The organism is Serratia sp. MYb239, assembly GCF_002966855.1.
GTDB classification, from domain to species: Bacteria; Pseudomonadota; Gammaproteobacteria; order Enterobacterales; family Enterobacteriaceae; genus Serratia_B; species Serratia_B rhizosphaerae.
The window spans coordinates 2,761,197-2,787,810 of sequence record NZ_CP023268.1; the positions used below are offsets into that span (position 1 = coordinate 2,761,197).

Consider the following 26,614-nt stretch of genomic DNA (forward strand, 5'->3'; position numbering starts at 1 on the left):
GCGTGGTTTTAAACCCTGTAAATAGAGAGAAACTAGTGCTGATCCAGCCCGAGGCTGTCGCGTAATATTTGTAACCGCTCCACATCGCCGTCGCCGGCAGCCTGCTGGAGGGATTTGGTAGGGGCATGAATAAGACGATTGGTCAGATTATGGGCCAATTTATGGATCACCTGCTCCACATTGGCACCCTGCGCGATGGCCGCTAACGCTTTGGCTTCCATTTCGCTGCGGATCTGATCGGCCTGCGAGCGGTAGTCGCGAATGGTTTCCACCGCACCCTGCGAGCGCAGCCAGGCCATAAAATTGGTGCTTTCCTGTTGAACGATGGATTCCGCCTGCACTGCCGCCGCCTTACGCTGCGCCAGGTTGTTCTGAATAATCGCATGCAGGTCGTCAACGCTGTACAGATAGGCGTTCGCCAGCTTGCCGACCTCCGGCTCGATATCGCGCGGAACGGCGATGTCCACCAGCAGCATCGGCTGATTGCGGCGCGCCTTCAGCGCCCGCTCAACCATGCCTTTGCCGATGATCGGCAGAGGACTGGCCGTCGAACTGATAATGATGTCAGCATCGGCCAGGCGCGCGTCAATTTCCGGCAGCGTAATCACCTCGGCGCCGACTTCATCCGCCAGCAGTTGCGCCCGCTCGCGGGTACGGTTGGCGATGATCATATGCTTGACCTGATGTTCCCGCAGATGACGCGCAACCAGCTCAATGGTTTCGCCCGCGCCCACCAGCAACACGTTCAGATCCGCCAACGACTCGAAAATCTGGCGCGCCAGCGTACAGGCGGCAAACGCCACGGACACGGCGCTGGCGCCAATCTCGGTTTCGGTACGCACGCGCTTGGCGACGGAGAAGGACTTTTGGAACAGGCGCTCCAGCTCACCGGATAGCGACTGCTCACGTTGGGACTCGGCAAAGGCTTTTTTCACCTGGCCAAGAATCTGCGGTTCGCCCAGCACCAGTGAGTCCAGACCGCTGGCAACGCGCATCAGGTGGCTGACCGCATCATTACCGTGATGCCAGTACAGGCTCTTTTTCACCTCTTCCGGGCTCAGCTGATGGTATTCACACAGCCAGGCCACCAGTTGCTCGTGAATGTGCTCCTGCTGCTCCACGCTGAGGTACAGCTCGGTGCGGTTACAGGTGGACAACACGACGCCGCCCTGCACCAGCGGCTGCTGGAGCAGACTATTGAGCGCCTGGTCAATGCTCTCTGGAGAAAAGGTGACTTTTTCCCGCAAAGCAACCGGTGCGGTTTTGTGGTTAATGCCTAAGGCAAGCAGGGTCATTGCTTCAAGTAATACTTCTGTTGGTACGGGTTTCGTTGACGGCATTCTACTTGATGCGCGGCATCAATAAAAGCAACAAGCGCATCTTACGCCCAATCGCTGCCATCGTCGGCACACATCAAACAACCGCTTAAAAACAAACCATTAATTTATAATGACGATCAAAACTAAAGAACCGACGCCGCTGGCCGATTAAATCAGGTAACGATCGCGTGTTATGTGTAGTTTAGCGCTTTTTGCCGGCCAGATAAAACTCGCCGCGCCATGGCGCTCCTGCGCTGAACCTGTACGGATATTAATCAATAGTTGGTTATGATTATAACCACTGGCAACCTTCCCAATTGTTATTATTGAATTTCTGTCCGCCTGTTCGCATAATTCCGCGCCGTATAAATTCGTACATAGCGAATAATATCGGTTTATCCGTTCAGCCCCGATAACATCGGCGCCCGAAGTGATAATGCATTATATAAAGGACGCCGCGGGTGGTTTGAGCATCGGTGCGAACCATTCGTCGGAATTAAAAAATTGTATAAATATAAAAAGCAGGTATGGATATGGCACATAAAATTAGTCGTTTAGCCCGCGGCGTAGCCGTTGGTCTGATAGCTGGCTGCACCGCCTTTGCCGCGCAGGCAGAAATCACCTTACTGAAACAGGATCCGCAGGCAGGCGATCCGCTGAGCCGTCTCAACTTCACCGTCGGCGGCAGCATCCGTCCGCAGTTCAATATGATGACCGGCGACGGCGATAAAGGCTCTTACAAACGCAACGGCTTTGACGGCGGCACCCGCTTCCGCTTTGCCGCTGACTACTACCTGTTCGATGACATCAGCTGGATCAGCTACTACGAACTGGGCGTCAACATCCCGGCGCTGTTTGACTGGGACAACCACTACGCCGACGGCGCCAACAACACCAGCCGCCGCATGCTGTACACCGGCCTGAAGAGCAATACCTGGGGCCAGTTGACTTTCGGCCAGCAAAACAGCGTTTACTATGATGTGGTCGGCGCCAAAACCGATATCTGGGATTACGACATGCTCGCCCAGGCGCCGGGCAACGGCATCAACGGCGACTACGACGGCTCTTACCGTTCCCGCAAAATGCTGAAGTACAAGAAGACCTTCGGTGATGCCGACGTCTACGCCTCTTACCTGTTCAGCGACAGCGACTACCTGCCGGGCAACGGCCTGCGTTATAAGCGCAAAGGCGGCGGCTCACTGGGCGTCGATTACCATCTGACCCGCGACCTGACCTGGGGCACCGCGTGGAACTACACCCGTGCGGAAATGCGCGATCCGACCGGCGGAGACAGCAAAACCTACGACCAGAACATCCTGGGCACTGCGCTGAGCTGGAAGCCTGACAACTGGACCTTCAGCTTCGGCGGCGGCTGGTACAATAACTTCCTGACCACCAAGCAGACCGACGTGCACAATTACTTCGCCGGCGACGCCTGGGGTATTGAATACTACGCCGGCTACACCGCACCGGTCGGCCAGTATGCGCTGAAATCCGTCACCCCTTATGTGATGGGCGACCGCTTGGAATACGTCAGCGGCCGCAACTATCAGCGTATCGATAACGGTCTGGGCGTCACCTTCCAGTTCGACTACGGCTTCCGTACCGATGTGGAACACGTGTTCACCTCCAGCACCGACAACCTTGGCGATATGACCGTCGTACGTCTGCGTTACGACTTCTGATCGTACGGGCGCCCGCCTTGCCGGCGCGGCGCCCCGTTTTCTGAGAAAAAACCGCATTTTTCATCTTCTTGCTACATCCTTCCCCCTATCTCCGCGTACACTATGAACATTCGTCCGCCCTGACGCCGGACGCGCTGAATCATAATATTGACGCTGCGCGCCTGTGCCGTTAGCGTGGTGGCAAAAATGGGTGGCGTCACGTCAGCCCGCCAGGACAAAAGGACAAAAAATCGTTATGCCTATCCGCAAAGTCAGTTTGCTACGCCTTATCCCGCTGGCCAGCCTGGTGCTGGCGGCCTGTACCACCACCGGACCGACCGGCCCGGCCACCAGCCCGACGTCTCCTGAGTGGCGAGCCCATGAGCAAGCGGTGCAGCAGTTAAACCAGTATCAGACCCGCGGCGCTTTCGCCTATCTTTCCGACAGCAAAAAAGTCTACGCCCGCTTCTTCTGGCAGCAATATTCGCCGGATCGCTACCGTCTGCTGCTGACCAACCCGCTCGGCAGCACCGAGCTGGAGCTGAACGTGCAGAAAAACGTGGTGCAGCTGACCGATAATCAGGGCAAACGCTACGTCAGCGACAATGCCGAGGAGATGATCCGTAAGATGACCGGCATGGCGATTCCGATGAATAATCTGCGTCAGTGGATGCTCGGCCTGCCCGGAGAAGCGACCGACTTTACCCTGGATGACCGCTACCGCCTGAGCAAACTGAATTACCAGCAGGAAGGCCTGAGCTGGAAAGTCAGCTATCAGGACTATAACAGCGATATTCAGCCCCAGTTGCCGAGCCGTCTGGAGCTGCAGCAGGGCGACCAACGCATCAAGCTGAAAATGGATAACTGGACGCTCAAATGATTCAGCAGTGGCCCTCGCCGGCAAAGTTAAACCTGTTTTTATATATCACCGGCCGTCGTGCAGACGGCTACCATCAGCTGCAGACGCTGTTTCAATTCCTTGATTACGGCGACACGCTGACCATCACTCCGCGTCAGGATGATAAAATCTGCCTGCTGACGCCGGTTGACGGCGTTGAGGATGAGCACAACCTGATCGTACGCGCCGCCCGCCTGCTGCAGCGTTACTGTGATGAACAGCAGATCGCCACCCCGCCGCGCGGCGCCGACATCCGGGCTGAGAAAGTGCTGCCGATGGGCGGCGGCCTGGGCGGCGGTTCATCAAACGCGGCGACGGTGCTGGTGGCGCTGAACAGCCTGTGGCAGTGCGGCCTTAGCGACGAACGGCTGGCCGAACTGGGTCTGAGCCTCGGCGCCGACGTGCCGGTGTTCGTGCGCGGCCACGCCGCGTTCGCCGAAGGCATCGGCGAACGGCTGCAGCCTGCCGATCCGCAGGAAAAATGGTATCTGGTCGCCCACCCCGGCGTCAGTATTCCTACACCGCTGATTTTCGGCGATGCCGAACTGAAAAGGGATACGCCGGTGCGCACGCTAAATGAACTGTTGCAATTACCATACGCCAATGATTGCGAACCGATCGCAAGAAAACGTTTTCGCGAGGTTGAACAGCTTCTTTCTTGGCTGTTACAATACGCGCCGTCACGCCTGACCGGCACAGGTGCTTGTGTGTTTGCAGAGTTCAACACCGAGTCCGAAGCCCGCCAGGTGTTAAATCAAGCCCCGGCGTGGTTGCGTGGTTTTGTAGCGCGTGGCGTTAACATTTCACCACTACATCGTACCCGTTCCGGGCAAATTTGAGTCGTAGCTTGACGTTCGTTGTACTGGGCCTGTTTTCTCCGGCTTTGTTCCCTGCGCGGCTACGCCTCATAAGTTTTACATACCCGTATGTCTATTGCGTCAGCCATGCTCAACAGCCCCCTGTGCTGGCCGACTGTCAATAGCATCTTCTCTGGACGCAAGCCTGAGGTTCTTCTCGTGCCTGATATGAAGCTTTTTGCTGGTAACGCCACCCCGGAACTAGCACAACGTATTGCCAACCGTTTGTACACCAGCCTTGGTGACGCCGCTGTAGGTCGTTTTAGCGACGGCGAAGTGAGCGTGCAAATCAACGAAAATGTACGCGGTGGTGATATTTTCATCATCCAGTCCACCTGCGCTCCCACCAATGACAACCTGATGGAACTGGTTGTCATGGTCGATGCCCTGCGGCGCGCTTCTGCAGGCCGCATCACCGCCGTTATCCCCTACTTCGGCTATGCCCGTCAGGACCGTCGCGTTCGCTCCGCGCGTGTGCCAATCACCGCTAAAGTGGTTGCCGACTTCCTGTCCAGCGTCGGGGTTGACCGCGTGCTGACCGTGGATTTGCATGCTGAACAGATCCAAGGCTTCTTCGATGTACCGGTTGATAACGTGTTCGGCAGCCCGATTCTGCTTGAGGATATGCTGCAGCAGAACCTGGAAAACCCGATCGTTGTTTCTCCGGATATCGGCGGCGTCGTGCGCGCACGTGCAATTGCCAAGCTGCTCAACGATACCGATATGGCCATTATTGATAAACGTCGCCCACGCGCCAACGTTTCTCAGGTGATGCACATCATCGGTGACGTTGCCGGCCGCGACTGCATTCTGGTCGATGACATGATCGATACCGGCGGCACCTTGTGTAAAGCGGCTGAAGCGTTGAAAGAACGCGGTGCCAAGCGCGTATTCGCCTACGCGACGCACCCGATCTTCTCCGGCAACGCCGTAGACAACATCAAGAATTCCGTGATTGATGAAGTGATCGTCTGCGACACCATCCCGCTGTCACCAGAAATCAAGGCACTGAAAAACGTACGTACTCTGACCCTGTCCGGCATGATGGCTGAAGCTATCCGCCGTATCAGCAATGAAGAGTCAATCTCTGCGATGTTCGAACATTAATTCTCCGTCGGCGCGGGCATTCCGCGCCGCCGTTGAACATGGTCAGACGCAGTAAAAGAAAAACCCGTTGGCGCCTCGGCAACAACGGGTTTTCTATTTTAAAGCGCTCATAGCGTTAAACCTGGTTACGCGTCACAGTACCTGTGCCCTCTGTCTCCCTGACGTAATGACTAATGCGATGAACGATGATGGCTATTGCGGCAACGCTTATCAAAATGTTTTACCCACCAATAACGATCCGCAACCTGTTCACGTCCGCCGATACGCGCGCCGGCCAGCCACAGCAAGGCGCCGATAAAGATACTGAATATCGCTCCGTGGGAGAAAAACTGCGGTAAATTGAACTGAGAGACCTCGGCGACAATGGAATAGCCAACGCCGCCAATCATCACCAACAGCCCAAGCCCCATCAGAGCGTTACCCATCACATCCGCGTTTTTACGTTTCATATGTCACCTCCATAGCGCTAAATGCCAGCGGGATGAATAAGTCATTGTTAACTCCCTGCGATGAATTAATTATAGACACTCCCGGGGCAAGGGTATTGCGTTGGCGATCACAGATGTGTAATTAACACTGACAAATCTTTACTTTAGAAGCAGCAACTAGCTATAAAGTTGAACTATAACCCGTGTGCATTATTCACTTTTCAAAGTAAAGGGCTGTCGTTTATTACCGAACACGACGTGTTTTGTCATTCGGCGCAACGGAAGGTAGACTAATGCCCTTTCCATTATTTTGAGCATAGTGAATCTCTCCGTGAGCAGTATCAAATTGATTGTCGGCCTGGCCAACCCCGGCGCCGAATATGCGCAAACGCGCCACAATGCAGGCGCCTGGTACGTAGATCAACTGGCGCAACGCCATAACCAGGCGTTGAAAGAAGAAGGCAAATTCTTCGGCTATACCGCACGCCTGAACCTGGCCGGAAACGACGTCCGGCTGTTGGTGCCAACCACGTTTATGAATTTGAGCGGTAAGGCCGTGGCGGCCATGGCGTCGTTCTATCGCATCCAGCCAGATGAAATCCTGGTCGCTCATGATGAGCTTGATTTGCCGCCGGGCGTCGCCAAGTTAAAACTGGGCGGCAGCAACGGCGGTCATAACGGCTTAAAAGATATTCAGAGCAAGATGGCGAACAACCCGAACTTTTATCGTCTGCGTATTGGCATCGGTCATCCGGGCGACCGCAACAAAGTCGTGGGATTCGTACTGGGCAAACCGCCGGCCAGCGAACAGAACCTGATCGATGAAGCAATAGACGAGTCGCTGCGCTGCACCGAAGTGCTGTTAAAAGACGGTATGACCAAGGCCATGAACCGTCTGCATGCATTTAAAGCCGGTAACTGAAGCCCCTCCTTTCAGGCTGCATGATTGCCATGTAGCCTGGTTTTTCCTCCTCCCGCTCCGCCGCCATTTGCCGCCTGAGGCAACTGGCAATATGGCGTCAGACAGGTGAGGCCTAAACGCCTGCGGACGGAACGACGCTTTTTCTTTAACCAATGACGCTGCACAGGCTTTTTTCTCAGCATATTACGACTGTGCAGTGAAAAAGAAAGCAATGACAATATTGATAAACTTGGCGCTATATAAATTAAAATCCCATTCATTTAAACTATCCTCCTTGATATCCTCCCAAACGCCAAAACAATTAAAATATGAGGTAAGCGGCTCAGTAAATACAACAATAAAGCACAAGCAAAACTTTACAAAAAAGTTTAGATGCGTAGAACTAACAAATGGAATATGATTATTTTTTAATTAGATAATACTTAGAGAAACCCCAATAATCTTTATTATTGGGGTTTGACATTTTAGTCTGCGGCAACGCGATAGGTGGGATCGTCCAATTCATGAAGACAGAACGGACCAGCCTGCTTCAGCAGACTGACGCAGTCAGCGCTTAGATGACGCAGACGCACCGTCTTGCCGGCGGCCAGGTAGCGCGCCGTGAGCTTATCAATCGCCTCTACGCCGCTGGAATCCATCACCCGGGTCTGTGCAAAGTCTAAAATAACCAACGCCGGATCGTGTGCAGGGTCAAAGAGCTCGGCAAAGTCCGTCGTGGATCCGAAAAAGAGCGGCCCCGCTAAAGAATAAACAACGGTGTTGTTTTCTTCTTTTTTATCACGGATAGATATTTTTGCCTGTTTCCAGGCAAAGACCAACGCCGAAATAATGACACCGCTGATAACCGCCACGGCCAAATCTGCAAATACCGTAATAACGGTGACGGTCAGCAGAATAAAGGCGTCTTCTTTCGGCATTCTTTTTAAGCGGCGCAGCGAACTCCACTCGAAGGTGTTATAGCACACCACCAGCATAATGCCGGCCAGCGCGGCAACGGGAATATAACCGATGTAGGATGACAGGCTGACCACAAACAGAATCAGCAAAATAGCGCCAACCGCTGCAGAGATGCGGCCACGGCCGCCGGAGGTGAAGTTGATGATCGACTGGCCGATCATCGCACAACCGGCAAAGCAGCCAAACAGCCCGCAAATAGTATTCCCTGCCCCCTGGGCGATGCTTTCACGGTTGCCGTTGCCTTTACTGTTGCCCATTTCATCCAGCACCGTCATGGTCAACAGCGATTCAATCAAACCGACCAACGCGATAATCACGGCGTATGGCAGCACCACCTTCAGCATATCGAGCGTAAACGGCGCCATCGGCAGGCTAAAGTGCGGCAGACTGCCGGAGATATCCGCCAAATCCCCCACCCGCAGCGTATTCAGTCCAAACCCGATCGCCAGCGCCGACACCACGATCAGCGCCGCCAAAGATGCCGGGATCGCCTTGGTCAGACGCGGGAAGAATACCACCACCAGAATCGCCAGCAGCACCAGGCCGTACATCAGCGGCCCCTGCCCGGCAACCATATGCAGCTGCGCCAACATAATAACGATCGCCAGGCCGTTGACGAAGCCATGAATCGCCGGCAGCGGTACCAGACGAATAAATTTCCCCAGGCGGAAAATGCCGATCAGGATTTGAATCACGCCGGCAAAAATGGTCGCCCACAGCACGTAATCCATCCCGTGCTGGGCTGCCAGGCTCATTAACACCACCACGATGGAGCCGGCCGCGCCGGACACCATGCCGGGTTTACCGCCGAACAGCGCCGTGGTCAGGCCGATAATAAATGCGGTATGCAGGCCGACGATGGGCGACAGCCCGGCGACCAGGGAGAAGCCGACGGCTTCCGGGATCATGGATACCGCGACAACAAAGCCGGCCAGGACTTCATTCTTGACGTCCGCCAGCCTGAAGTTGCTCAGGTTAAGCATAAATTTTCCAGATAGTCTGAGATTGCAAAAACAGTGCATGCCTGATGCAGGCAGCAAAAAACATCAGCGCCGGCGCAAGGCCAATGCTGTTACAGAGAGAGTAAGCGGGCGGGAAAACTCAGGGTGGAGTAGGCAAGAAGTACATCCGCGCGTTTCCTGTTGGTTAAAGATAGTAAACAGTATGTTGAAACGTGAGCAAGATCTCAACACAAACTTCGTAAGCAAAACTCTCCGCCCTCACGCCGGGATCGTGATAGATGCGCATTACGTGTATAATGACGCAATTATTCTGCCCTTTATGCGGCCAGTTAATGCTAACTGGTTGTTAGTTAAGATATTTAAGGTGATAACAACATGGGATTCAAATGCGGTATCGTCGGCCTGCCAAACGTAGGCAAATCCACCCTGTTCAACGCGTTGACCAAAGCGGGTATCGAAGCAGCCAACTTCCCGTTCTGCACCATTGAACCGAACACCGGTGTGGTTCCGATGCCCGATCCGCGTCTGGACCAGTTAGCCGAGATCGTCAAACCCCAGCGCATCCTGCCGACCACCATGGAATTCGTCGATATCGCGGGCCTGGTGAAAGGCGCCTCCAAAGGCGAAGGCCTGGGCAACCAGTTCCTGACCAACATCCGCGAAACCGAAGCGATCGGCCACGTGGTGCGCTGCTTTGAAAACGACAACATCATTCACGTTTCCGGCCAGGTCGATCCGGCATCGGATATTGATGTGATCAACACCGAGCTGGCGCTGTCCGACCTGGATACCTGTGAACGCGCCATGCACCGCATCCAGAAGAAAGCCAAAGGCGGCGATAAAGACGCCAAGGCAGAGCTGGCCGCATTGGAAAAATGCCTGCCGCACCTGGAAAACGCTGGCATGCTGCGCGCGCTGGATCTGAGTGCGGAAGAGAAAGCAGCCATCCGCTACCTGAGCTTCCTGACGCTGAAGCCGACCATGTACATCGCCAACGTGAACGAAGACGGCTTTGAAAACAACCCGTACCTCGACAAAGTGCGTGAAATCGCCGCCGGCGAAGGCTCCGTGGTGGTCGCCGTCTGTGCCGCCGTTGAGTCCGACATTGCCGAACTGGATGACGAAGAGCGCGACGAGTTTATGGCCGAACTGGGTCTGGAAGAGCCGGGCCTGAACCGCGTGATCCGTGCCGGTTACCAGTTGCTGAACCTGCAGACCTACTTCACCGCCGGCGTCAAAGAAGTACGCGCCTGGACCATCCCGGTCGGCGCTACCGCACCGCAGGCAGCCGGCAAGATCCACACCGACTTCGAGAAGGGCTTTATCCGCGCGCAGACCATCGCATTTGACGACTTCATTACCTACAAGGGCGAGCAAGGCGCGAAAGAAGCCGGCAAGATGCGCTCTGAAGGTAAAGAGTACATCGTCAAAGACGGCGACGTAATGAACTTCCTGTTTAACGTCTGATAGCCAACCTCTCCCCATAAAAAACCACGCTAACGCGTGGTTTTTTTATTCATCATCACCGCTCGCCCTTAACGCATCTGCAGGATAATAACGTTGCTGCTGGCGGGATCGGTTTTCTCGCGTAGCTCCCCAACCGCCTTGGCATCCGTCTCCGCGCCCTGATTCCCCCATGAGGTACGAATAAAGTTCAGTACGTCGGCGGTCTGCTGGTCGGTAAGCTGTTTACGGTACGGCGGCATACGGTAGGCATCCGGCACGCCGTCGGCCACAATACGCGCGGAGCCGTTCAGCACCACGTTGATGGAAGACGACGCATCAACCTGCATTGACGTCGCGCCGGCCAGCGGCGGGATCCACGGTGCCTGACCGCGACCATCCGCACCGTGGCAGCTGCTGCAGCGCGCCATATAGGTCTGCCTGCCGGGATGACTCCCACTGCCGTCCGGCGCAGCAGCTGAGGCTTCTCCTTGCGGATATCGCCAGGCGTTACCGTTGTTATTACTGCTGGCCGGCAACGCCTTCAGATAGTGGGCGATCGCGCGCAGATCGTCATCGCTCATAAACTGGGTTGAGTTGTTGAACGCATCAGTCATTGAGCCGAACACCACGGCGTGCTGGTTGCGCCCCTGCTTAAGGAATGTCACAACGTCCTCTTCGCTCCAGCGGCTGATGCCGGTATTGGCATCGTTACGCAGACTTGGCGCATACCAGCCGTCCAGCAGCGCGCCGGCCAGATACTCCTGGCTGCCGGCGTCCAGCGCCTTCTCATTAAAGGCCAGCCCGCGCGGCGTATGGCAACTGCCGCAGTGCCCCGGCCCCTCCACCAGATACGCGCCACGGTTCCACTGTTCGTCCTGGCTCTCCTGCGCCTGATAAGGCCCACCGCGGGAAAACGCCGCGCTCCACAGCGCCAGCGGCCAGCGCATATTCAGCGGCCACGGAATTTCTGTCGGGCTATTCTGGCGGGATACCGGTTTAACGCCCTGCATCATAAAGGCATACAGCGCCGCCACGTCCTCATCGCTCAGCTTCTGGTAAGAAGGAAACGGCATGGCTGGGTACAGGCGATGGCCGTCACGTGCGACGCCGTGGCGCACCGCGCGATCGAAATCGGCCAGCGTGTAGCGCCCGATGCCGGTCTCGTCATCAGGCGTAATGTTGGTGGTGTAGATTTTCCCTACCGGCGTCGCCATCGCCAGGCCACCGCTGAAAGGCGCGCCGTCCGGCGTGCTGTGGCATGCCACACAGTCGCCGAGCCGGGCGACATACTCCCCCTGGCGAATCAGATCGGCGGAGATTGCCGACGTGTCCGTCGGCTCATGATCAAACGTTGAAGCAGGCGTACGCAGCAGCCACACGGTCGCCACCGCGGCGACGCCCACCAAACCGGCCACTATCAGGCCGAGCCTTTTCAGTTTCATGATTCTTTCCCTTAAGCGCCTGCGGCTCAGCTGAAGTTAAAACGTGACAGCGGCATGGAGCGGATCCGCTCGCCGGTCAAGCGGGAGACGGCGTTCGCCACGGCCGGCGGTATGGCGGGCAGTGGCGGCTCACCAATGCCGCCCATTTTGGCGCCGCTCTCCACAATGCGTACCTGCACCGGCGCCATGCGCGAGGGCGGCAGAATCGGGTACATATCGTAATTGCGCGCGACCGGCTGGCCTTTTTCATACACGCTCTCTTCTAGCAGCACCTGAGATAGCCCAAGGGCAACCGCACTATTGACCTGCGCCTCAATGATTGCCGGATTAACAATGCTGCCGGGATCGATCGCCTCCCAGACCTGATGCACCTTAACCTGACCATTCTCGATGGAAACCTCGGCAATGGCCGCCGCCTCAGAGCCAAACGGCGAGGCCATCGCCACCCCACGCGCCCGGCGGCTGCCGTCAGGCGCGGTATAAGGGCCGGCCTGCCAGCCGCCGGACATCTCCGCCACTGTGTTGAGCAACGTCGTCAGCCGTTGATTCCCCTTCAACAAATGCAGTCGCAAGGCTAAAGGATCCAGCTTGCTCTTATCGGCGATCTCATCGAGGAAACACTCATAGAGAAAATCATTCATTGAGTTGCCCACCGAGCGCCAGTAGCCCAGCTTGACCGGCCCCTTTTTATAGATCTGCGCGATACGCACGTTGGGAATGGCATACGCTTTACCCGTCAAGCCTTCCAATGCCGTGGGATCCAGTTGCTCGCCGTGTTTGCCTGCCTGCCCTTCCGTCGGCCCTTCGCAGATGCTGACCGCCTCCAGCGCCACGGGGTAGCCCTGCGCATCCAGCCCGGCACGGAAACGCACTGCGGCCATCGGCCGATGGGTGTCGCGCAGAAACTCCTCCTCCCGGCTCCAGATCAGCTTGATAGGCCGGCCAACCGCTTTGGCCAGCGCAATGGCCTGCGGATACACCATCGCGGTGTCATAGACAAAGTGGCGGCCAAAGAAACCGCCGAGCAGCGGTGAATGGATAATGATTTTTTCAGGGGCGAGTCCGGTGCGTTTAGCCACGTCGGCCTGAAACATTTCCGGCGCCTGATTCGGTATCCACAGCTCCAGGGTGCCGTCGTTATTAAAGCGCGCCAGCGCGGAAGGCGGCTCAAGCTGGGCATGATTGAGATACTGGCTGTGATAGGTCGCGCTCAGCGTGGTTTCCGCCGCTGACATTCCCTGCGCGATATCACCCTTCACTTCCGCGTCTTCGCCCTTGCCCGGCTCCTGCGCCAGCACGGCGGCAAACGCTTCAGAGGAGAAATCGGCAGGCATATAGTTACCGTCCGGCGTGTCAGGCTCCAGCCACTCAACCTGCAGCGCTTCGGCGGCGCGTTTCGCCTGCCACCAGCGCTCCGCCACCACGGCCACCGCCCCCGGCAGTACATGTACCGAGTGCACGCCTTTCATCGCCTTGACCTTATCTTCATTACGCAACTTGCCGGCATGCAAGCCAAGCCGTGGCGCATGCTGGACGGCGGCATGCAACATGTCGTCAACGCGGCAGTCGATGGTATAGACGGCCTTGCCCGTCGACTTTTCATGCATATCGAGGCGCTGAACCGGTTTGCCGATCCAACGGAAGCGGGCAGGATCTTTAAGCGTCACTGAATCCGGCGACGGAACGGATAAATCGCGGGCGCGGGCGGCGAGTTCGCCATAGCTCAGCGAACGACCGGAAGCCGCATGGATAACCCGTCCCGGCTCGGTCTGCAGCTGGTCAACCGGCACGGAAAGCTCCGCCGCCGCTGCCTGCAGCAGCATCTGCCGCGCCAGCGCGCCGAGACGACGCATGGTGGTGTAGCTGGCCCGCACCGACTGGCTGCCGCCGGTGATGCGCATCCCGCCCTCCATCACCTGATATTGTGAACCGGCAGGAGCATTCTCGACGATAAAGGTCGCCGGATCGGCATCCAGCTCCTCACCGACTATCTGCGCCATCGCGGTAAATATCCCCTGTCCGCCCTCGATAAACGGCGAAAGGAATTTCACCGAGCTGTCGGGGAGGATTTCTAGGAATGCCGGCACCCGCGTCCCCGGCGCTAAAACGGCTTCAGCCGCCTGAGCGCGGCTCTGCCCAATCGGCAAACCGACGCCCAGCACCAAAGCGCCGGCAAGGCTGCCGCCGGCCAGCAGAAAACGACGCCGTGAAAGGTTAACCGGTTGCTCATCCAGAGCTGTCAGATCGTGATCGCGTCGTTTCATGCGTTGTCTCCCTCCCCCGCAACCTCATGAATGGCGGCGCTGATAGCGTTGTAGGTACCGCAGCGGCATAAATTCACCATCGCCGCAGCAATCTCCTCGTCCGAAGGATGAGCGTTATGCTTTAACAAGGCGGTTGCCGCCATCACCTGGCCAGACTGGCAATAACCGCATTGCGGCACCTGATGCCGAACCCACGCCGCCACCACGCGCTTGCCGACGTCATCACTTTCGATCGCCTCAATGGTGGTGATTTTTTTCCCGGCGACGGTCTCCAGCGGCGTCACGCAGGAACGCACGGCCTGGCCGTCCACCATAACCGCACAGGCGCCGCACTGCGCCAGGCCGCAGCCATATTTCGTGCCGGTCATGGCCAGATCGTCGCGGATAACCCATAACAGCGGCGTATCCGCGTCCGCATCGGTCTGATAAATCTTGTTGTTGATATCGAGTTCCATCGCTAACCGCTCCAGATAAAATAGTGCTCACAATGACGGCTGTTCAGCTTGCAGGCTCAGGCAATGGCTACCCCGCAATGCTGATAAGGGTGGGTACGTCAGAAAAATGACGGAGATGAAGAAGACTTTTTATATTTACAAATATTAGACAAATAATTAACAGTTTCCTGCTCAATGTGGTTATGAAAAAAATTCACAAATCGCTACGTCGGATGCGTCAGCGCGCCAGGCCGTTTCCCGTGGCCGAAGCGCAGCCCGCGCTGTTTAAGGCGCGGACATCATGAAATGGAGGTCGGGGATAAGGGACAGGAGAATTGGCCTGTACCGCTGAACACGCGTTACCGGCAATATTTTAATCGGTTATACGGGGTTATCACCCAATGGACAAAAGCCGCCCACCAAGCCGCAGCTTACTTCCTCTGCTGGCGAAATCTGGCGACCTTCGCCCGGTTGCCACATAGCGCCATGCTGCACCAGCGGCGACGGTGCGACTTGGTACGATCATAAAACCACAGCGTGCAGTCGGGGTGTTCACATTCACGCACCAGCTCAAAATGCGTCTCGACCAACAGAGACGCCGCCAGCTCCGCCACCGGCGCCAGCAGTTGCCTCGGCGTCTGATTGCTATAGATGCGTTTAATACTCAGCCCGCCTTGCCGATCCGCCACCAGTTGCTGATGGCTGACGACGGCGCTCAGGTAGCGGTTCAGCGCCGCCGGATCCGGCGTTTCTCCGGCTTTTCTCTGCCTGACCAGTTGCCTGACGGTGTCCCGCAGCCGGCGCGCTTCATGCAGCAAAGCACCTTCGGCAAACGTCGGCGTGTCCGGCGCAGCGGCCAACCCGGCCAGCGCCAGCCAGTGGTGGACGTCATCATCAGACTGCCAAAAGTCATAAGGCTGCCCGTCCAACTGCGCTACCGTATTTAAGAAATCGAGCGCGCCGTGGTCGGCAACAAACAGCGGACCTTCAACGCTATGGGAGTGGGCAGACATCGACGCCTCCGTGGCACATAAACGAACCGTAACGTAACTCATAAACTGACAAATTAACAGTTACAAAATCATTTTACCGATGTGAAGCAGCACACCAACGCGATAACGCTGCTGCTAACCAGATGAAATAGAAAAAATATCTACACGGCTCCCCGCCTTTTGCGGTTCACCCTTCCACTGTAACCATTAAAAACACAATTGACAGGTTACATTATTTCGCCATACTCACCCTTCAGGTAACCATTAAAAACAACTTTAACAGTTACAGACGGAGCCAGATGATGACCATGAACCGCTATTTCCCCGTACGCTATCAGTTTGTCGATGCCGACGACGTACGCGTTTTCTACCGTGAAGCCGGCGATCCGCAAAGCCCGACCCTGCTGCTGCTGCACGGTTTTGCCAGTTCATCTCACCAGTTCCGCGAGCTGATCCCGCTGCTGGCGGATAAGTTCCATCTGGTGGCGCCGGATCTGCCCGGCTTCGGCTTTAGCGAAATCCCCGCGCAGCGCCGCTACCGTTACAGCTTCGATGCACTGGGTCAGACACTTACGCATTTTGTCGAGGCGCTGGGGTTGGAAAGCTACGCGCTGTTTGTTTTCGACTACGGTGCGCCGGCCGGTTTGCGGCTGGCGCTCAACCATCCTGAGCGGGTAACCGGGTTTATCTCACAAAACGGCAATGCCTATCTGGAGGGGCTCGGCGACGCCTGGGCGCCAATCCGCGCCTACTGGCAGGACGCCTCCGCCGACAACCGTCAGGCGGTTAACGACGCGGTGCTGAATCTGGCGGGTATTCGCTGGCAGTATCTGCATGGGGTGCCGGAACCTGAACGCGTCGCGCCCGAAACCTGGCACCTGGATGCCCTGCTGCTTGAGCGCCCCGGCAACAAGGACATCCAGTTGGATCTGTTTCTCGACTACGCCAACAATCTGAAGCGCTACCCCGATTTTCAGGCGTTCTTCCGTAAAGCCCAACTGCCGATGTTGATTATCTGGGGAAAAAACGATCCCTTTTTCATTCCGCCGGGCGCTGAAGCCTTTAAGCGCGACACCCCCGATGCCGTCGTCGAGCTGCTCGATACCGGCCACTTTGCATTGGAAACCCACGTGGCGCACATCGCCAAACGCATCCGCGAGGTGATTGGCGGCGAACGGGTCTGAGCCGATAGTAAAAATCCACGCCGCAGCGTGGATTTTTACTAGTCGGAATTAAGCTGCGCCTATTTGACCGGCGTCGCCTCAAACACCAGCGTTTCCAGCGGCTGCAGGGTAACCACCAGCGCCTGCTGATACGCCTGCGGGAAGGTGGCATTGTTGCCGTAAACCGGCTTCAGGCTAAAGCGGGTGGCGGCGCCCTGCGGGATTTCAAAGTCTTTACTCAGGTTCAGGTAATAGGCCTGCGGCTTATCCAGCGGGTTACGCAGGCCGAAAATCGCCTTCTCCGGTTGCCACGACGCCCAACCGTATACCTCCAGCCGCGTCGGGTCACCGCCGATCCAGTGGGTATCGACCAGCACATCGGCATTATCCCGCGACCACGTCGCCGCCTGCGCCAACGTATCCCACTTATGGTCGTTCAGCATCGACGGGGTGATATACAGCTCCTGCAGCTGCGTACCGGTGGCGAAGAAGCTCCACACCTGGTCGTCAAAGTCGTCGTCGCTCTGTACTTTCTCCAGGCCGTAGTAGGCATTTTCCGCGCTGATAATGCCGTGATACATCAGTGAATTCAGCGGGAACAGCGGCCCTTTTCTGACGATCGAGCGATAGGTTTCCGCATCGCGGTAGGTCATCCACCGCTGCACTGGCGAACCTTTGCCGTACAGATTGATATCATCCCCCTGCCGCCAGATGGAATCGGCATAAAACAGCCAGGACGGGCTGGCGTTGGTGCCGGTGGTCAGGTTGATAAACTGATTCGGATTGGCGGCGCGCATAGAGTCCAGCAGCGCGATCGAAGCATCAAAATCCGAGGCGAACGGGCTGCCGGCAAGATGCGCGTTGGCGTTGCCCATGCCGTCCAGCTTGAACGAGGTGATATGCTCGTTCTTGATCAGCTTGACGATCTGCTGATTAAAATTCTTAAAGTAGTTCGGGCCGGACAGCGCCAGCTTGCCGTCAACGGTTTCAAAGCCGTACTCTTTGGCGTGGGAGACGCGTATATCGCGCGGCGTGTTATAGCCGCCCCACGGCGACAGCCACAGGCCGACCGAACTGTGCAGACTTTCCGCTTTCTTTTTCACAGTGCCAAAGCCGTGGCGGAAGGCCGGGCCGAACAGCCAGCGGCCGGTGCGGTCATCCCAGCCGTCGTCCAGCAAGAACGCATCCAGCTTCACGCCGCGCCCGCTGATAAAGGCTTTGTCCCACTCGTCCATCCGTTTCAGCACATCCTGTTCGGTATAGGTGGTGAAAAAGCCGATATCCATCCAGCTGTTGTAGTGCAGATAAGGCTGATACGGCCGCGCGCGCACCGTATTAATGAACTGGTTGACGCTGCGGCGCAGCTGGCCGACCTGCGGGAAGGTGCCGAAATAGATACGATAGCTGACCGGCGTTTCCGGCTGTATCGGCGTCACCAGTTCCACATTCAGGTTGGTGGTGGCCTCGTAGGCGTAGGTATTGACTATCGGTTTTTCCGGCATGATAAAGAATGAGTCGGCGATAATCGGCGAACTGTTAATCGCACCGTCAACATACGGGGCCTGGGACTGCTTCTTCGTCGGGAAGAACGTGATCTTCGCCACGCTGCGCGCCTGCTTCAGCGCCGTAATCTTATAATCGATGCGGGCATACTTGCCGTGCAGCGTGTTGAGCGTCACGCTGACGTTGAAGTCCGGGCGCGTATACGCCAGCACGATCGCATCGCCCTGCTGGCTGACGCTCTTCAGCGTGAAATCCGCAGCATGAATTACCGTTTCATCCGGCAACGTCAGAAAAAACAGCTCCTGCGGCGCCAGCCGGCTTCCGCCGGCCTTATCTTTAATCGCCAGCGCCGATTTGCCCTCGTCAAAGGTTACGGCAATCTTCTCATTGTCGAGCGCATATTGCGCGGCGGTCGCGCCGTTGGCAACCAGCAGCGCCAACAGCGCCACGCGGGTGACTTTCTTCATTCCAGAGGTCCTTATTGTTGTTATCGAAGGTAACGGTAATAACGGCGCATTACGCCGTCAGCGCCGTCTCCGCGCCGATGCGGCCCGCCGAGCCGCACAGGCTGATTTTATTGCTGACCACCTCTTTCATTGCATCCATGCCCACGCGCAGGTAATAACGGGGATCGTTGCCCTGCGGGTTATCGGCAAACCACTGCTTCACCGCCCCGGCGAAGGCGATCTTCAGCTCGGTGGCAATGTTGACTTTGCAGACACCGAGTTCAATCGCCCGGCGCACGAAGTCGTCCGGCACATCGCTGGCGCCGTGCAGCACCAGCGGCACGCTGACCACATCGCGAATGGCCGCCAGCCGCTGAAAATCAATCTTCGGCCGCTTGGTGTATAAGCCGTGTGCGGTGCCGATGGCGACGGCCAGGCTGTCGACGCCGGTTTGTTCCACAAAGCGCCGCGCCTCCTGCGGATCGGTCATAAACGCCTGCTCTGCGTCGGTGGCCATATCATCCTCCACGCCGCCCAGGCGGCCCAGCTCGGCCTCCACGCTGCAGTCATGACGGTGACAATACGCCACCACCGACGCCACCAGCCGGACGTTATCGTCAAACGGCAAATGGCTGCCGTCGATCATCGCGCTGCGTACCCCGGCCTGCACCTTGCGGCGGATATCGTCCAGCGATTCATGGTGGTCGAGATGCAGCGCCAGCGGCATCCGGTAGCTGTCGGAATAGGCGCGGCACAGTGCATAGATCTCGTCAAAGGCGATATGCCTGAAGGTGCCGGGCGTCCCCGCCAGAATCACCGGCGAGCGCAGTTCGGCGCACACTTCCAAAATCGCCTGAATAGTCTCGGCATTATGAATATTGAACGCCGGCACGGCGTAGCCGTTGGCCTGCGCGTCCAGTAACAGATACTTGGTGGAAATAATGCTCATGGTGCCTCCTACGCTTGCCATGCATGAATAACCACGCCCTGCACCACCCGGTTTACCGCGCCGCTGGCGGAAGGCGTATCCGGCGTGATGCCCGCTTTCAGCGATTCGCTCAGTGCGAACATCTGCGCATACATCAGGAAACAGAACGCCAGCTCCACATCGTTGAACCCGCGTGAAGGCGGCAGCAGGATATGCGGGCCTTGCTCAATCATCGCGTCCGGCTCTGCCGCGATCGCCAGCACGCGCATCGCCTGGTTATCACGCCGCAGCTCGGCCAGCAGATCCAGGTCGTAACGCCGCGTATAGGGATGACTGGAAATAAACACCACCACCAGCGTCTCGTCATCCACCAGCGATTTCGGGCCGTGACGGAAGCCGGCCGGCGAATCGTAAAACGCCGCCAGCCGGCCGGCGGTCAGCTCCAGCACTTTCAGCGCGGCTTCGCGCGCCGCCCCCTGCAGGCCGCCGCTGCCGAGGTAGGCGACGCGCTTCCACGGCAGGCTGCCGAACACGCCCTCGCGGACATCGTCCAGCGACGCCAGAATACTGCGGCAGCGCTCGGCTACGTCGCGGAACGCCCCGACGTTAAATACCGCCGGCGCAAACGCCGCCAGACAGCTGAGCATCATGGTGGTGATGCTGCTGGTCATGGCAAAACCGCGATCGTGCGTTTCTGCCGGCATCAGCAGTGCGAAGGCATTGCCGTCGTCACGCGCGTTTTGATACAGGCTGCCGCCCTCATTACAGGTAATCACCAGGTGATGGCATTCCGGCACAAGCTGATTCGCCAGCTCAATGGCCGCCAGGCTTTCCGGACTGTTACCAGAGCGGCCAAAGGAGACCAGCAGCAGCGGGTGGGCGGCGTTCAGGTAGTCCATCGGGTTGGTGACCAGATCGGTGGTGGGCAGCGCGCTGAAATTCTTGCCCGTGTAGCACGTCAGCCAGGGGGCGATAATCTCGCCGATAAACGCCGAGGTGCCGGCGCCGGTCAGCACAATGCGTAAATCCTCATTCAATAGCAGCGGCGCAAGAAACTGCTCAAGCGACTGGCGCAGGTTATCGATAGCATTTAACGCCCGTAGCCAACTGGCCGGCTGCTGGCGGATCTCGGCTTCTGTCCAGGTGCCCGTAGCACCGGTCGGGCAAGTCTCGGTTTGTGGCATAACTTCATCCTTAGTCGTGTGACATCAATATCGGGCGTGGCGGCATTTCGCCTGATGACGTTTTTGGGCTATTCGCATGCAGTGGGTTATATGCCCTCTTCCAGCGGCTTTTCCTCTCGGCAGCGCCCCAGCTCATCCGCCAGGCTGGTCAACCCGCGGCGTCCGCACGCCAGCGCCTGCCGGCGAAATGCTTCGCTGCTCAGCCCCTCACGCTCCAGCACCATCTCCAACAAAAGTTGCAGATTGGTGCCGGTAATCACTTCCCGCCCCGGCTGCTGCATCGCCAGCGTCGACGCGACGCGGAACGGCGTGCCCCCCAGCAGGTCGGTCAGAAACACCAGATCCTCGTGCGCATCGAGTGCCGCAACCGCCTGCTCCAACTGTGCGGTCAGCAGCGATGTGCTCGAACTTTCGGTAAAATCGATCGCCATAAACTGCGGCTGCTCGCCCAGTATCTGCGTCATCGCCCGCGCCAGCCCGCTGGCGAAGCCGCCGTGGCCGCAAAGAATAATGCCTATCATCGTGAACGCCTCCGGCTTACAGAAAGTGAGCGAACTTACCGACTATCGCCAACACCACGGTGATCGCGATTAGCCGCAGCGGACTCCAGCCGCGCCGCACCAGGTAGTACATCAGCAAGGTATACATCAGCGGCAGGAAGGCCGGCATCAGCTTGTCGATCACGTCGCTCTGCAGCTTGACCACCGCGTCACCGGCGGTGATCTCCAGCGTCGTCGACAAACGTACGTAGGTCGCCACCAGCGCGCCAATCACCGTCATGCCGACGATCGACGCCGCATGGCCGACCCGCCGGGTATTGGCTTTCAGCAGCGGGATCGCCGCCACGCCCATGCGATAGGCATAGTGAGCCAGCCCAAAGCGCAGCCCCAGGTGCACCACGTTAAACAGCAGCAGGAAGATCACCGCGCCGAGGATCGAACCCTGCAGTGCCAGGCTGGCGCCGATACCGCCGCAAATCGGCAGCAGCGTCAGCCAGAACATGGCGTCGCCGATGCCGCCGAGCGGCGCGCCGACGGCGATTTTGGTGCTTTGGATGCTGTTCACGTCCTGCTTGGAGCGCTCCATCGCCAGAATAATGCCGATGACAAAGGTCACCAGAAACGGGTGGGTGTTAAAGAACCCCATATGTCCTTTCATCGCCCGCGCCAGATCGCGCGGGTTGGTATGGATTTTTTTCAGCGCCGGCAGCAGACCGTACAGCCAGCCGGCGGCCTGCATGCGTTCGTAGTTGAACGAGGCCTGCAGCAGCATGGAGCGCCAGGCGACGCGGTTGATGTCCTTGCGGCTCAGCTCCGCGCCGACGCGCTGGTCTTCATACAGGTTCTCATTAGCGCCGGTCAACAGCGTCCCCTCTCCGTCTGAAACGTTGTTCGGCAGCGTGCTCGGGTTAGATGCCATCTTCGAATTCCTCCTGCTGTGGGGCCGGCGCATTGGGCTCAGGGCCTTTGCGGTACAAATCAATCAGCGCCATCGCCAGCGCCGCCGCGGCAATCGCCAGCACCGGTAGCTTCAGCCAGGCCGCCGCCACAAAGCCGATGATAAAATAGGGGATATAGACATTTTTCATCATGATCTTCAGCAGCACGGCGAAGCCGATGGCCGGCATAATGCCGCCCGCCACGCCAAGGCCGTCAATCAGCCGCGCCGGCAGCACATCGATCGCGGTTTTGGCGTCTTCCGCGCCAAAGTAAATCGGCAGGAACGCGCACAGAAAGTAGAAGCATCCCAACGCCAGCATCGCCAGGTAGTTCACCCGCTCAATGCCTTTGGTATCGGCGTTGGCCGCCATCCTGTCGCAGCGTGACATCACGCCGGACATCACCGAGAACAGGAAGGTGATTCCCATCTGCACCGCCACGGCGAACGGCACCGCGACGCCGACGGCGACGTCCGGTTTTACCCCGGTGGTGATGGCAAAGGTGGTGCCGACGATGGTGCCGATAATCACATTGGGCGGCTGCGCGCCCGCCAGCGGCGCCAGCCCCATCCACACCAGCTCCAGCGTGCCGCCGGTCAGAATGCCGGTATGCAGGTCGCCGAGGATCAGCCCCACCAGCGGACCAAGCACCACCGGGCGGTGCATATGGGTTAAACCGTCAAACATATCCAGGCCGGCGATAAAGGCGAGAATGCCCAGCGCGCAGGCCTGCAGCAGAGTGATTTCCATTGCCTGTCCCTCACAGTTGTTTGAACAGATCCAACGCGGGTTCCGTCGGTACGCCCTGCACAAAGCACTCAACCCCGGCGGTTTGCAGGCCGTGAAACGCGGCGATATCGCCGGCGTCGACGGAGACCGTTTTGGCGATTTGCCGTTTACCTTCGACGTAATGCATATTGCCCACGTTGATGCGCGTCACGGGCACCCCGCCCTGCACCAGCGTGAGAAAATCCGCCGGCGTCTTGCAGACCAGCAGGATTTTTTGCCGGTCGGCGGCGCGGTGAATGTTGTCGATCACCTTCTGCAGCGACCAGAAGCGCACCGCAATGCCCTCCGCTAACACCATCTCCATCAGGTTTTGCTGCACCGGATCCGCAGCCACCTCGTCGTTGGCCACCAGCACCAGATTCGCACCGGCGAACCCGACCCACTGAACGCCCACCTGACCATGAATCAAACGTTCGTCGATACGGCTTAATACAATGTTCGGCATAGCGTTTTCCTCGTTGTTGTTATGCGGAACGCAGGGCCTCGCCCTGACAGGCGGCGTGGTACTGGCCCAAAACGTTCTGGATATGGTCGATAATCAGCGCACGCGGCGCGGCAGCCAGCGTTCCCGCCCGCACCTTGGGGTACTGCAGCGGTAAATACTGGCTGAGCAGCGGCTGCGGGATTGGCGTGTCCGTCAGGTTGCGCAGCAGCTGTGTAAATGCCTGCTCAATCTGTTCATCCGGCCAGTAATAGCGTATGCGGTCGGAGTAGCTGTAGCCGCGCGCCAGCCGACGGGCGGACTCATCGCCGTGATAGTGGCTGCGCCAGTATTCCGGCCGTTTGAGCATCACCTGTTCCAGCACCTGACGCAGGCCGGAGCAGGCGTTCGCCGGCAGCAGTTCCTGCTCGATCGCCGCCAGCGCAAACAGCGCCTCGCGCAGGGCGAAGGTCAGCGCCGGCCCGACTTTCAGTATCGCGAAATGGTCTTTCACCAGCTGGCGCAGCGCCTGCGGCGTCTGGTAATCGGTGGAATGCGCTTCAAACACCAGCGTATCGCAGGACTCCACCATGGCGCTGAGCGCCACGGCCTGTTGCGGCTGGTAATCAATTACCTGCGTATGGTCGAACTCGACGCCGGGCTGCACCACCAGCGCGATAATCCTCGGCCAGACGTCGCCCAGCCCCTGCCGTTCAAACGCCTGACGATGTGCGGCCAGCGTCGCCCGCGCGGCGTCCGGGGCGGTAACCGCCAGCGTCGTCAGGGTTTCATGCGCGCCGCCGGGAACCGGCACCTCGGTGCCGATCACATACGCCAGATCGGAAACGCCAAACTGCGTGCGGCAGGTACGCTCGGCCACCTGCGCCAGCCGCGCGGCGCGTTCGGCGACGATCGCATCGCTCAGCGGCTGCGGATCATCCGCGCAGGGCATGCTGCAATCCAGGTGAATCTTTTTAAAGCCGGCGGCGACGTAGCTTTCGATCAGCGTTTCCGCCTGCGTCATCGCCTGCTCGGCAGGCTGGCTCTGCCAGCGGTTGGGGCCGAGGTGGTCGCCGCCGAAAATAATCTGCGATGCGGGGAAATCCAGCTTCTGCGCCAGCTGGCAGACAAAGCCGCGAAAGTCCGCCGGCGTCATGCCGGTATAACCGCCAAACTGGTCGACCTGATTGGACGTCGCCTCAATCAGTAAAGGCGTCTGCCGCTGCCGGGCGTAGCGCAATGCCGCCTCCAGCACCAGCGGATGCGCAGAGCACACGGCATAAATGCCGTTCGTCTGCCCTTGTTTGTGTCTGTTTACCATCTCGGTTAGCTGCTTCACTTTCCTCCCCCTCTCCGGCTGACGCGCGGCGATGCATTTCGTTTCGTTTCTTTTATCCTGCTGCAGGGTGTTTAAAAAACAAAACGAAAGATATTAATTTTCCGATCTGTTTCACAAAAGAAAGCAAATGAAAGAGTTCAGACGTGAGGAAGCGCACTGAAGGCGGCATTTTTACGCTTGCATTCTGTCAAAGGAAAGGGGTTAATAGGCGAATCGAAATGAAACGAAAGATTTAATGAAAGGAGCTCATATGAGCAGCAGCAGCGACTTTTCCGCCGACAAGCGCGCCACCGGCACCAGCGAACGGCGTGAACAGATTATCCAGCGGTTGCGGCAGCAAGGAAGCGTGCAGGTTAACGATCTTTCCGCCTGGTTTGGCGTCTCAACGGTGACCATTCGCAACGATCTGGCATTCTTGGAAAAACAGGGCATTGCCGTGCGCGCCTACGGCGGCGCGCTGATCTGCGACGGTACGCTCCCCGCAGCCGAACCCAGTGTCGCAGCGAAAAGTTCGCTGAATACGGCGTTAAAACACGGCATCGCCCAGGTCGCGGCCGATATGATCCTGCCCGGCAGTCGGGTGATACTCGACTCCGGAACCACCACCTGCGAAATAGCCCGGCTGATGCGTCACCACCATGAGGTGATCGCGATGACCAACGGCATGAACGTCGGCAACGCGTTGCTGGAGGCGGAAGGCGTAGAGCTGTTAATGACCGGCGGCCACCTGCGCCGCCAGTCGCTCTCGTTTTACGGCGACCAGGCGGAGCAGGCGCTGCTGAATTACCACTTCGATATGCTGTTTCTCGGCGTCGACGCTATCGATCCGGAGCGCGGTATCAGCACCCACAATGAAGACGAAGCGCGCCTGAACCGCCGGATGTGCGAAGTGGCGGAACGTATCATCGTGGTGACCGACTCCAGCAAGTTCAACCGTTCCAGCCTGCACAAAATCATCGATACCCAGCGTATCGATACCATTATCACCGATGAGGGCATTCCCGCAGACAGCCTCGGCGAGCTGCAAAAAAGCGGGATCGAGGTAGTGCGGGTGAAGGTCTGACGCCAGCGTCAGCATTTAGCGCTGACGCTGGGCCTCAAAGTACTGGTTGCACATTGAGAAGATCAGCGTGTCCGGGTTCTTGATCAGCACCGTCGCGCCGGGGAATTCGTCGTCATCCGGCGTATTGGAGGCTGAGTCTTTCGCGGTATGCATGATGGCGATCCGCTCCACCGCTGGCGCAATAATGCCAAGCATGGCGAAATCGACGGCCGGCGTCTCGGAATCGGCATCCGAGTTATCCTCGACAAACTCCTGCTCCTCAACCGTACTGCTTACCACGCCCAGACTGCGCCGCTGCTGGTTGTTCCAGCTAAAACCGTCCGGCTGATAGCTGATCTGCGTATTCAGCACGCTGTCGATCTGCTGCCGATCCCAGCAGACGGCGGCCTGTGTCGGCAGCGTCTTCGTCACGCGCCACCGGCCAAGCAGCAGGCTGGGGATTGGCGCTTTGCTTTGCGACGCAGACGCGGCATGGCTCTTCAGCAGCGGCTCCTGCTGCGCTATCGCCAGTAACGGCGCCGACAGCGGTATAAGCATCATCAGTGGTAATAACCGACGTGTAACTTGCATAACGGATTCCCTTATTTCCTGGCGATAATCGAGCGCCCCGTAAAATCGGGCAGGATTAGCATACTGTCGCCGGGTCCG

General features: G+C 58.0%; 25 protein-coding genes. 8 read left to right on the top strand and 17 right to left on the bottom strand.

Annotation, left to right across the window (positions count from 1 at the left end):
- Nucleotides 1–32: 32 nt before the first annotated feature.
- Complete coding sequence (gene hemA / locus CLM71_RS13325) at nt 33–1,295, bottom strand: glutamyl-tRNA reductase (protein ID WP_105231432.1); 1,263 nt, start codon at nt 1,293–1,295, stop codon at nt 33–35.
- 557 nt (nt 1,296–1,852) lie between these two features.
- Between hemA and CLM71_RS13330 the strand changes: the two genes are divergently transcribed.
- The 4 genes from CLM71_RS13330 (at nt 1,853) to prs (ending at nt 5,845) form a co-directional block, all read left to right on the top strand.
- Nucleotides 1,853–3,004 carry a porin gene (locus tag CLM71_RS13330; protein ID WP_105233392.1) on the top strand — a complete coding sequence of 384 codons (1,152 nt, stop codon included), beginning with the start codon at nt 1,853–1,855 and terminating at the stop codon, nt 3,002–3,004.
- A 235-nt stretch (nt 3,005–3,239) separates the two neighbouring features.
- Nucleotides 3,240–3,863: a lipoprotein insertase outer membrane protein LolB gene (gene lolB, locus CLM71_RS13335; RefSeq protein ID WP_105231433.1), complete on the top strand. Its 624-nt coding sequence runs from the start codon at nt 3,240–3,242 to the stop codon at nt 3,861–3,863.
- A complete protein-coding gene (ispE, locus tag CLM71_RS13340; protein WP_105231434.1) occupies nt 3,860–4,720 on the top strand; it encodes a 4-(cytidine 5'-diphospho)-2-C-methyl-D-erythritol kinase in 861 nt (286 codons plus the stop codon). The genes lolB and ispE overlap by 4 nt, the downstream gene beginning before the upstream one ends.
- Before the next feature lie 177 nt (nt 4,721–4,897).
- Nucleotides 4,898–5,845 (top strand): ribose-phosphate diphosphokinase, encoded by a 948-nt coding sequence (prs, locus tag CLM71_RS13345; protein ID WP_015672655.1) that lies wholly within the window; start codon nt 4,898–4,900, stop codon nt 5,843–5,845.
- A gap of 170 nt (nt 5,846–6,015) precedes the next feature.
- Here prs and ychH read toward each other — a convergent pair whose 3' ends face one another.
- On the bottom strand, nt 6,016–6,294 hold the full coding sequence (ychH, locus tag CLM71_RS13350; protein ID WP_105231435.1) for a stress-induced protein YchH: 279 nt from the start codon (nt 6,292–6,294) through the stop codon (nt 6,016–6,018).
- Between the two features lie 310 nt (nt 6,295–6,604).
- Between ychH and pth the strand changes: the two genes are divergently transcribed.
- On the top strand, nt 6,605–7,195 hold the full coding sequence (gene pth, locus CLM71_RS13355; protein ID WP_105233394.1) for an aminoacyl-tRNA hydrolase: 591 nt from the start codon (nt 6,605–6,607) through the stop codon (nt 7,193–7,195).
- An 11-nt stretch (nt 7,196–7,206) separates the two neighbouring features.
- Here pth and CLM71_RS23980 read toward each other — a convergent pair whose 3' ends face one another.
- Nucleotides 7,207–7,455, bottom strand: a complete 249-nt coding sequence (locus tag CLM71_RS23980) for a hypothetical protein (protein ID WP_145961122.1) — start codon at nt 7,453–7,455, stop codon at nt 7,207–7,209.
- A 204-nt stretch (nt 7,456–7,659) separates the two neighbouring features.
- On the bottom strand, nt 7,660–9,135 hold the full coding sequence (locus CLM71_RS13360; RefSeq protein WP_105231436.1) for a SulP family inorganic anion transporter: 1,476 nt from the start codon (nt 9,133–9,135) through the stop codon (nt 7,660–7,662).
- 354 nt (nt 9,136–9,489) lie between these two features.
- Between CLM71_RS13360 and ychF the strand changes: the two genes are divergently transcribed.
- A complete protein-coding gene (gene ychF, locus CLM71_RS13365; RefSeq protein WP_105231437.1) occupies nt 9,490–10,581 on the top strand; it encodes a redox-regulated ATPase YchF in 1,092 nt (363 codons plus the stop codon).
- 68 nt (nt 10,582–10,649) lie between these two features.
- Here the strand turns inward: ychF and CLM71_RS13370 are convergent, their stop codons facing one another.
- The 4 genes from CLM71_RS13370 to CLM71_RS13385 form a co-directional block, all read right to left on the bottom strand.
- The gene (locus CLM71_RS13370) at nt 10,650–12,002 is read right to left on the bottom strand and encodes a cytochrome c (protein WP_105231438.1); all 1,353 of its coding nucleotides are present in this window, start codon (nt 12,000–12,002) and stop codon (nt 10,650–10,652) included.
- A 26-nt stretch (nt 12,003–12,028) separates the two neighbouring features.
- The gene (locus tag CLM71_RS13375; protein ID WP_105231439.1) at nt 12,029–14,266 is read right to left on the bottom strand and encodes a xanthine dehydrogenase family protein molybdopterin-binding subunit; all 2,238 of its coding nucleotides are present in this window, start codon (nt 14,264–14,266) and stop codon (nt 12,029–12,031) included.
- Nucleotides 14,263–14,721, bottom strand: a complete 459-nt coding sequence (locus CLM71_RS13380) for a (2Fe-2S)-binding protein (RefSeq protein WP_105231440.1) — start codon at nt 14,719–14,721, stop codon at nt 14,263–14,265. Before CLM71_RS13380 ends, CLM71_RS13375 begins: the two co-directional genes overlap by 4 nt.
- A gap of 410 nt (nt 14,722–15,131) precedes the next feature.
- Nucleotides 15,132–15,713 (bottom strand): ABATE domain-containing protein, encoded by a 582-nt coding sequence (locus CLM71_RS13385; RefSeq protein WP_105231441.1) that lies wholly within the window; start codon nt 15,711–15,713, stop codon nt 15,132–15,134.
- Between the two features lie 281 nt (nt 15,714–15,994).
- On the opposite strand from CLM71_RS13385, the gene CLM71_RS13390 reads away from it, so the two are divergent.
- Entirely contained in the window at nt 15,995–16,876 is an 882-nt protein-coding gene (locus CLM71_RS13390) for an alpha/beta fold hydrolase (RefSeq protein ID WP_105233396.1), read from the top strand.
- 59 nt (nt 16,877–16,935) lie between these two features.
- Here CLM71_RS13390 and CLM71_RS13395 read toward each other — a convergent pair whose 3' ends face one another.
- The 8 genes from CLM71_RS13395 to kbaZ all read right to left on the bottom strand — a co-directional run bounded on the left by CLM71_RS13395 (nt 16,936) and on the right by kbaZ (nt 24,903).
- Nucleotides 16,936–18,825, bottom strand: a complete 1,890-nt coding sequence (locus CLM71_RS13395) for an enterotoxin (protein WP_105231442.1) — start codon at nt 18,823–18,825, stop codon at nt 16,936–16,938.
- A 49-nt stretch (nt 18,826–18,874) separates the two neighbouring features.
- Nucleotides 18,875–19,753 carry a tagatose-bisphosphate aldolase subunit KbaY gene (kbaY, locus tag CLM71_RS13400; protein WP_105231443.1) on the bottom strand — a complete coding sequence of 293 codons (879 nt, stop codon included), beginning with the start codon at nt 19,751–19,753 and terminating at the stop codon, nt 18,875–18,877.
- A gap of 8 nt (nt 19,754–19,761) precedes the next feature.
- Nucleotides 19,762–20,916, bottom strand: coding sequence for an SIS domain-containing protein (locus CLM71_RS13405; RefSeq protein ID WP_105231444.1), 1,155 nt, complete (start codon nt 20,914–20,916; stop codon nt 19,762–19,764).
- A gap of 86 nt (nt 20,917–21,002) precedes the next feature.
- Nucleotides 21,003–21,437, bottom strand: coding sequence for a PTS galactosamine/N-acetylgalactosamine transporter subunit IIA (agaF, locus tag CLM71_RS13410; RefSeq protein WP_105231445.1), 435 nt, complete (start codon nt 21,435–21,437; stop codon nt 21,003–21,005).
- A gap of 16 nt (nt 21,438–21,453) precedes the next feature.
- The gene (gene agaE / locus CLM71_RS13415) at nt 21,454–22,335 is read right to left on the bottom strand and encodes a PTS N-acetylgalactosamine transporter subunit IID (protein WP_105231446.1); all 882 of its coding nucleotides are present in this window, start codon (nt 22,333–22,335) and stop codon (nt 21,454–21,456) included.
- The gene (gene agaW / locus CLM71_RS13420) at nt 22,325–23,104 is read right to left on the bottom strand and encodes a PTS N-acetylgalactosamine transporter subunit IIC (RefSeq protein WP_105231447.1); all 780 of its coding nucleotides are present in this window, start codon (nt 23,102–23,104) and stop codon (nt 22,325–22,327) included. The genes agaE and agaW overlap by 11 nt, the downstream gene beginning before the upstream one ends.
- A gap of 10 nt (nt 23,105–23,114) precedes the next feature.
- Complete coding sequence (agaV, locus tag CLM71_RS13425) at nt 23,115–23,588, bottom strand: PTS N-acetylgalactosamine transporter subunit IIB (protein ID WP_105231448.1); 474 nt, start codon at nt 23,586–23,588, stop codon at nt 23,115–23,117.
- A gap of 19 nt (nt 23,589–23,607) precedes the next feature.
- Entirely contained in the window at nt 23,608–24,903 is a 1,296-nt protein-coding gene (kbaZ, locus tag CLM71_RS13430; protein ID WP_105231449.1) for a tagatose-bisphosphate aldolase subunit KbaZ, read from the bottom strand.
- Nucleotides 24,904–25,153: 250 nt separating this feature from the next.
- On the opposite strand from kbaZ, the gene CLM71_RS13435 reads away from it, so the two are divergent.
- On the top strand, nt 25,154–25,966 hold the full coding sequence (locus CLM71_RS13435; RefSeq protein ID WP_105231450.1) for a DeoR family transcriptional regulator: 813 nt from the start codon (nt 25,154–25,156) through the stop codon (nt 25,964–25,966).
- A gap of 15 nt (nt 25,967–25,981) precedes the next feature.
- Here the strand turns inward: CLM71_RS13435 and CLM71_RS13440 are convergent, their stop codons facing one another.
- Complete coding sequence (locus tag CLM71_RS13440; protein WP_158684814.1) at nt 25,982–26,536, bottom strand: hypothetical protein; 555 nt, start codon at nt 26,534–26,536, stop codon at nt 25,982–25,984.
- Between the last annotated feature and the right edge of the window lie 78 nt (nt 26,537–26,614).

Coding starts and splice junctions, on each gene's coding strand:
- CLM71_RS13380 (WP_105231440.1), bottom strand. CDS start 14,721: ATGGAACTCGATATCAACAACAAGATTTATCAGACCGATGCGGACGCG.
- CLM71_RS13360 (WP_105231436.1), bottom strand. CDS start 9,135: ATGCTTAACCTGAGCAACTTCAGGCTGGCGGACGTCAAGAATGAAGTC.
- CLM71_RS23980 (WP_145961122.1), bottom strand. CDS start 7,455: ATGAATGGGATTTTAATTTATATAGCGCCAAGTTTATCAATATTGTCA.
- CLM71_RS13370 (WP_105231438.1), bottom strand. CDS start 12,002: ATGAAACTGAAAAGGCTCGGCCTGATAGTGGCCGGTTTGGTGGGCGTC.
- CLM71_RS13390 (WP_105233396.1), top strand. CDS start 15,995: ATGACCATGAACCGCTATTTCCCCGTACGCTATCAGTTTGTCGATGCC.
- CLM71_RS13375 (WP_105231439.1), bottom strand. CDS start 14,266: ATGAAACGACGCGATCACGATCTGACAGCTCTGGATGAGCAACCGGTT.
- agaV (WP_105231448.1), bottom strand. CDS start 23,588: ATGCCGAACATTGTATTAAGCCGTATCGACGAACGTTTGATTCATGGT.
- agaF (WP_105231445.1), bottom strand. CDS start 21,437: ATGATAGGCATTATTCTTTGCGGCCACGGCGGCTTCGCCAGCGGGCTG.
- kbaY (WP_105231443.1), bottom strand. CDS start 19,753: ATGAGCATTATTTCCACCAAGTATCTGTTACTGGACGCGCAGGCCAAC.
- CLM71_RS13440 (WP_158684814.1), bottom strand. CDS start 26,536: ATGCAAGTTACACGTCGGTTATTACCACTGATGATGCTTATACCGCTG.
- hemA (WP_105231432.1), bottom strand. CDS start 1,295: ATGACCCTGCTTGCCTTAGGCATTAACCACAAAACCGCACCGGTTGCT.
- CLM71_RS13405 (WP_105231444.1), bottom strand. CDS start 20,916: ATGCCACAAACCGAGACTTGCCCGACCGGTGCTACGGGCACCTGGACA.
- ychH (WP_105231435.1), bottom strand. CDS start 6,294: ATGAAACGTAAAAACGCGGATGTGATGGGTAACGCTCTGATGGGGCTT.
- agaW (WP_105231447.1), bottom strand. CDS start 23,104: ATGGAAATCACTCTGCTGCAGGCCTGCGCGCTGGGCATTCTCGCCTTT.
- CLM71_RS13385 (WP_105231441.1), bottom strand. CDS start 15,713: ATGTCTGCCCACTCCCATAGCGTTGAAGGTCCGCTGTTTGTTGCCGAC.
- agaE (WP_105231446.1), bottom strand. CDS start 22,335: ATGGCATCTAACCCGAGCACGCTGCCGAACAACGTTTCAGACGGAGAG.
- CLM71_RS13330 (WP_105233392.1), top strand. CDS start 1,853: ATGGCACATAAAATTAGTCGTTTAGCCCGCGGCGTAGCCGTTGGTCTG.
- ychF (WP_105231437.1), top strand. CDS start 9,490: ATGGGATTCAAATGCGGTATCGTCGGCCTGCCAAACGTAGGCAAATCC.
- CLM71_RS13395 (WP_105231442.1), bottom strand. CDS start 18,825: ATGAAGAAAGTCACCCGCGTGGCGCTGTTGGCGCTGCTGGTTGCCAAC.
- CLM71_RS13435 (WP_105231450.1), top strand. CDS start 25,154: ATGAGCAGCAGCAGCGACTTTTCCGCCGACAAGCGCGCCACCGGCACC.
- lolB (WP_105231433.1), top strand. CDS start 3,240: ATGCCTATCCGCAAAGTCAGTTTGCTACGCCTTATCCCGCTGGCCAGC.
- ispE (WP_105231434.1), top strand. CDS start 3,860: ATGATTCAGCAGTGGCCCTCGCCGGCAAAGTTAAACCTGTTTTTATAT.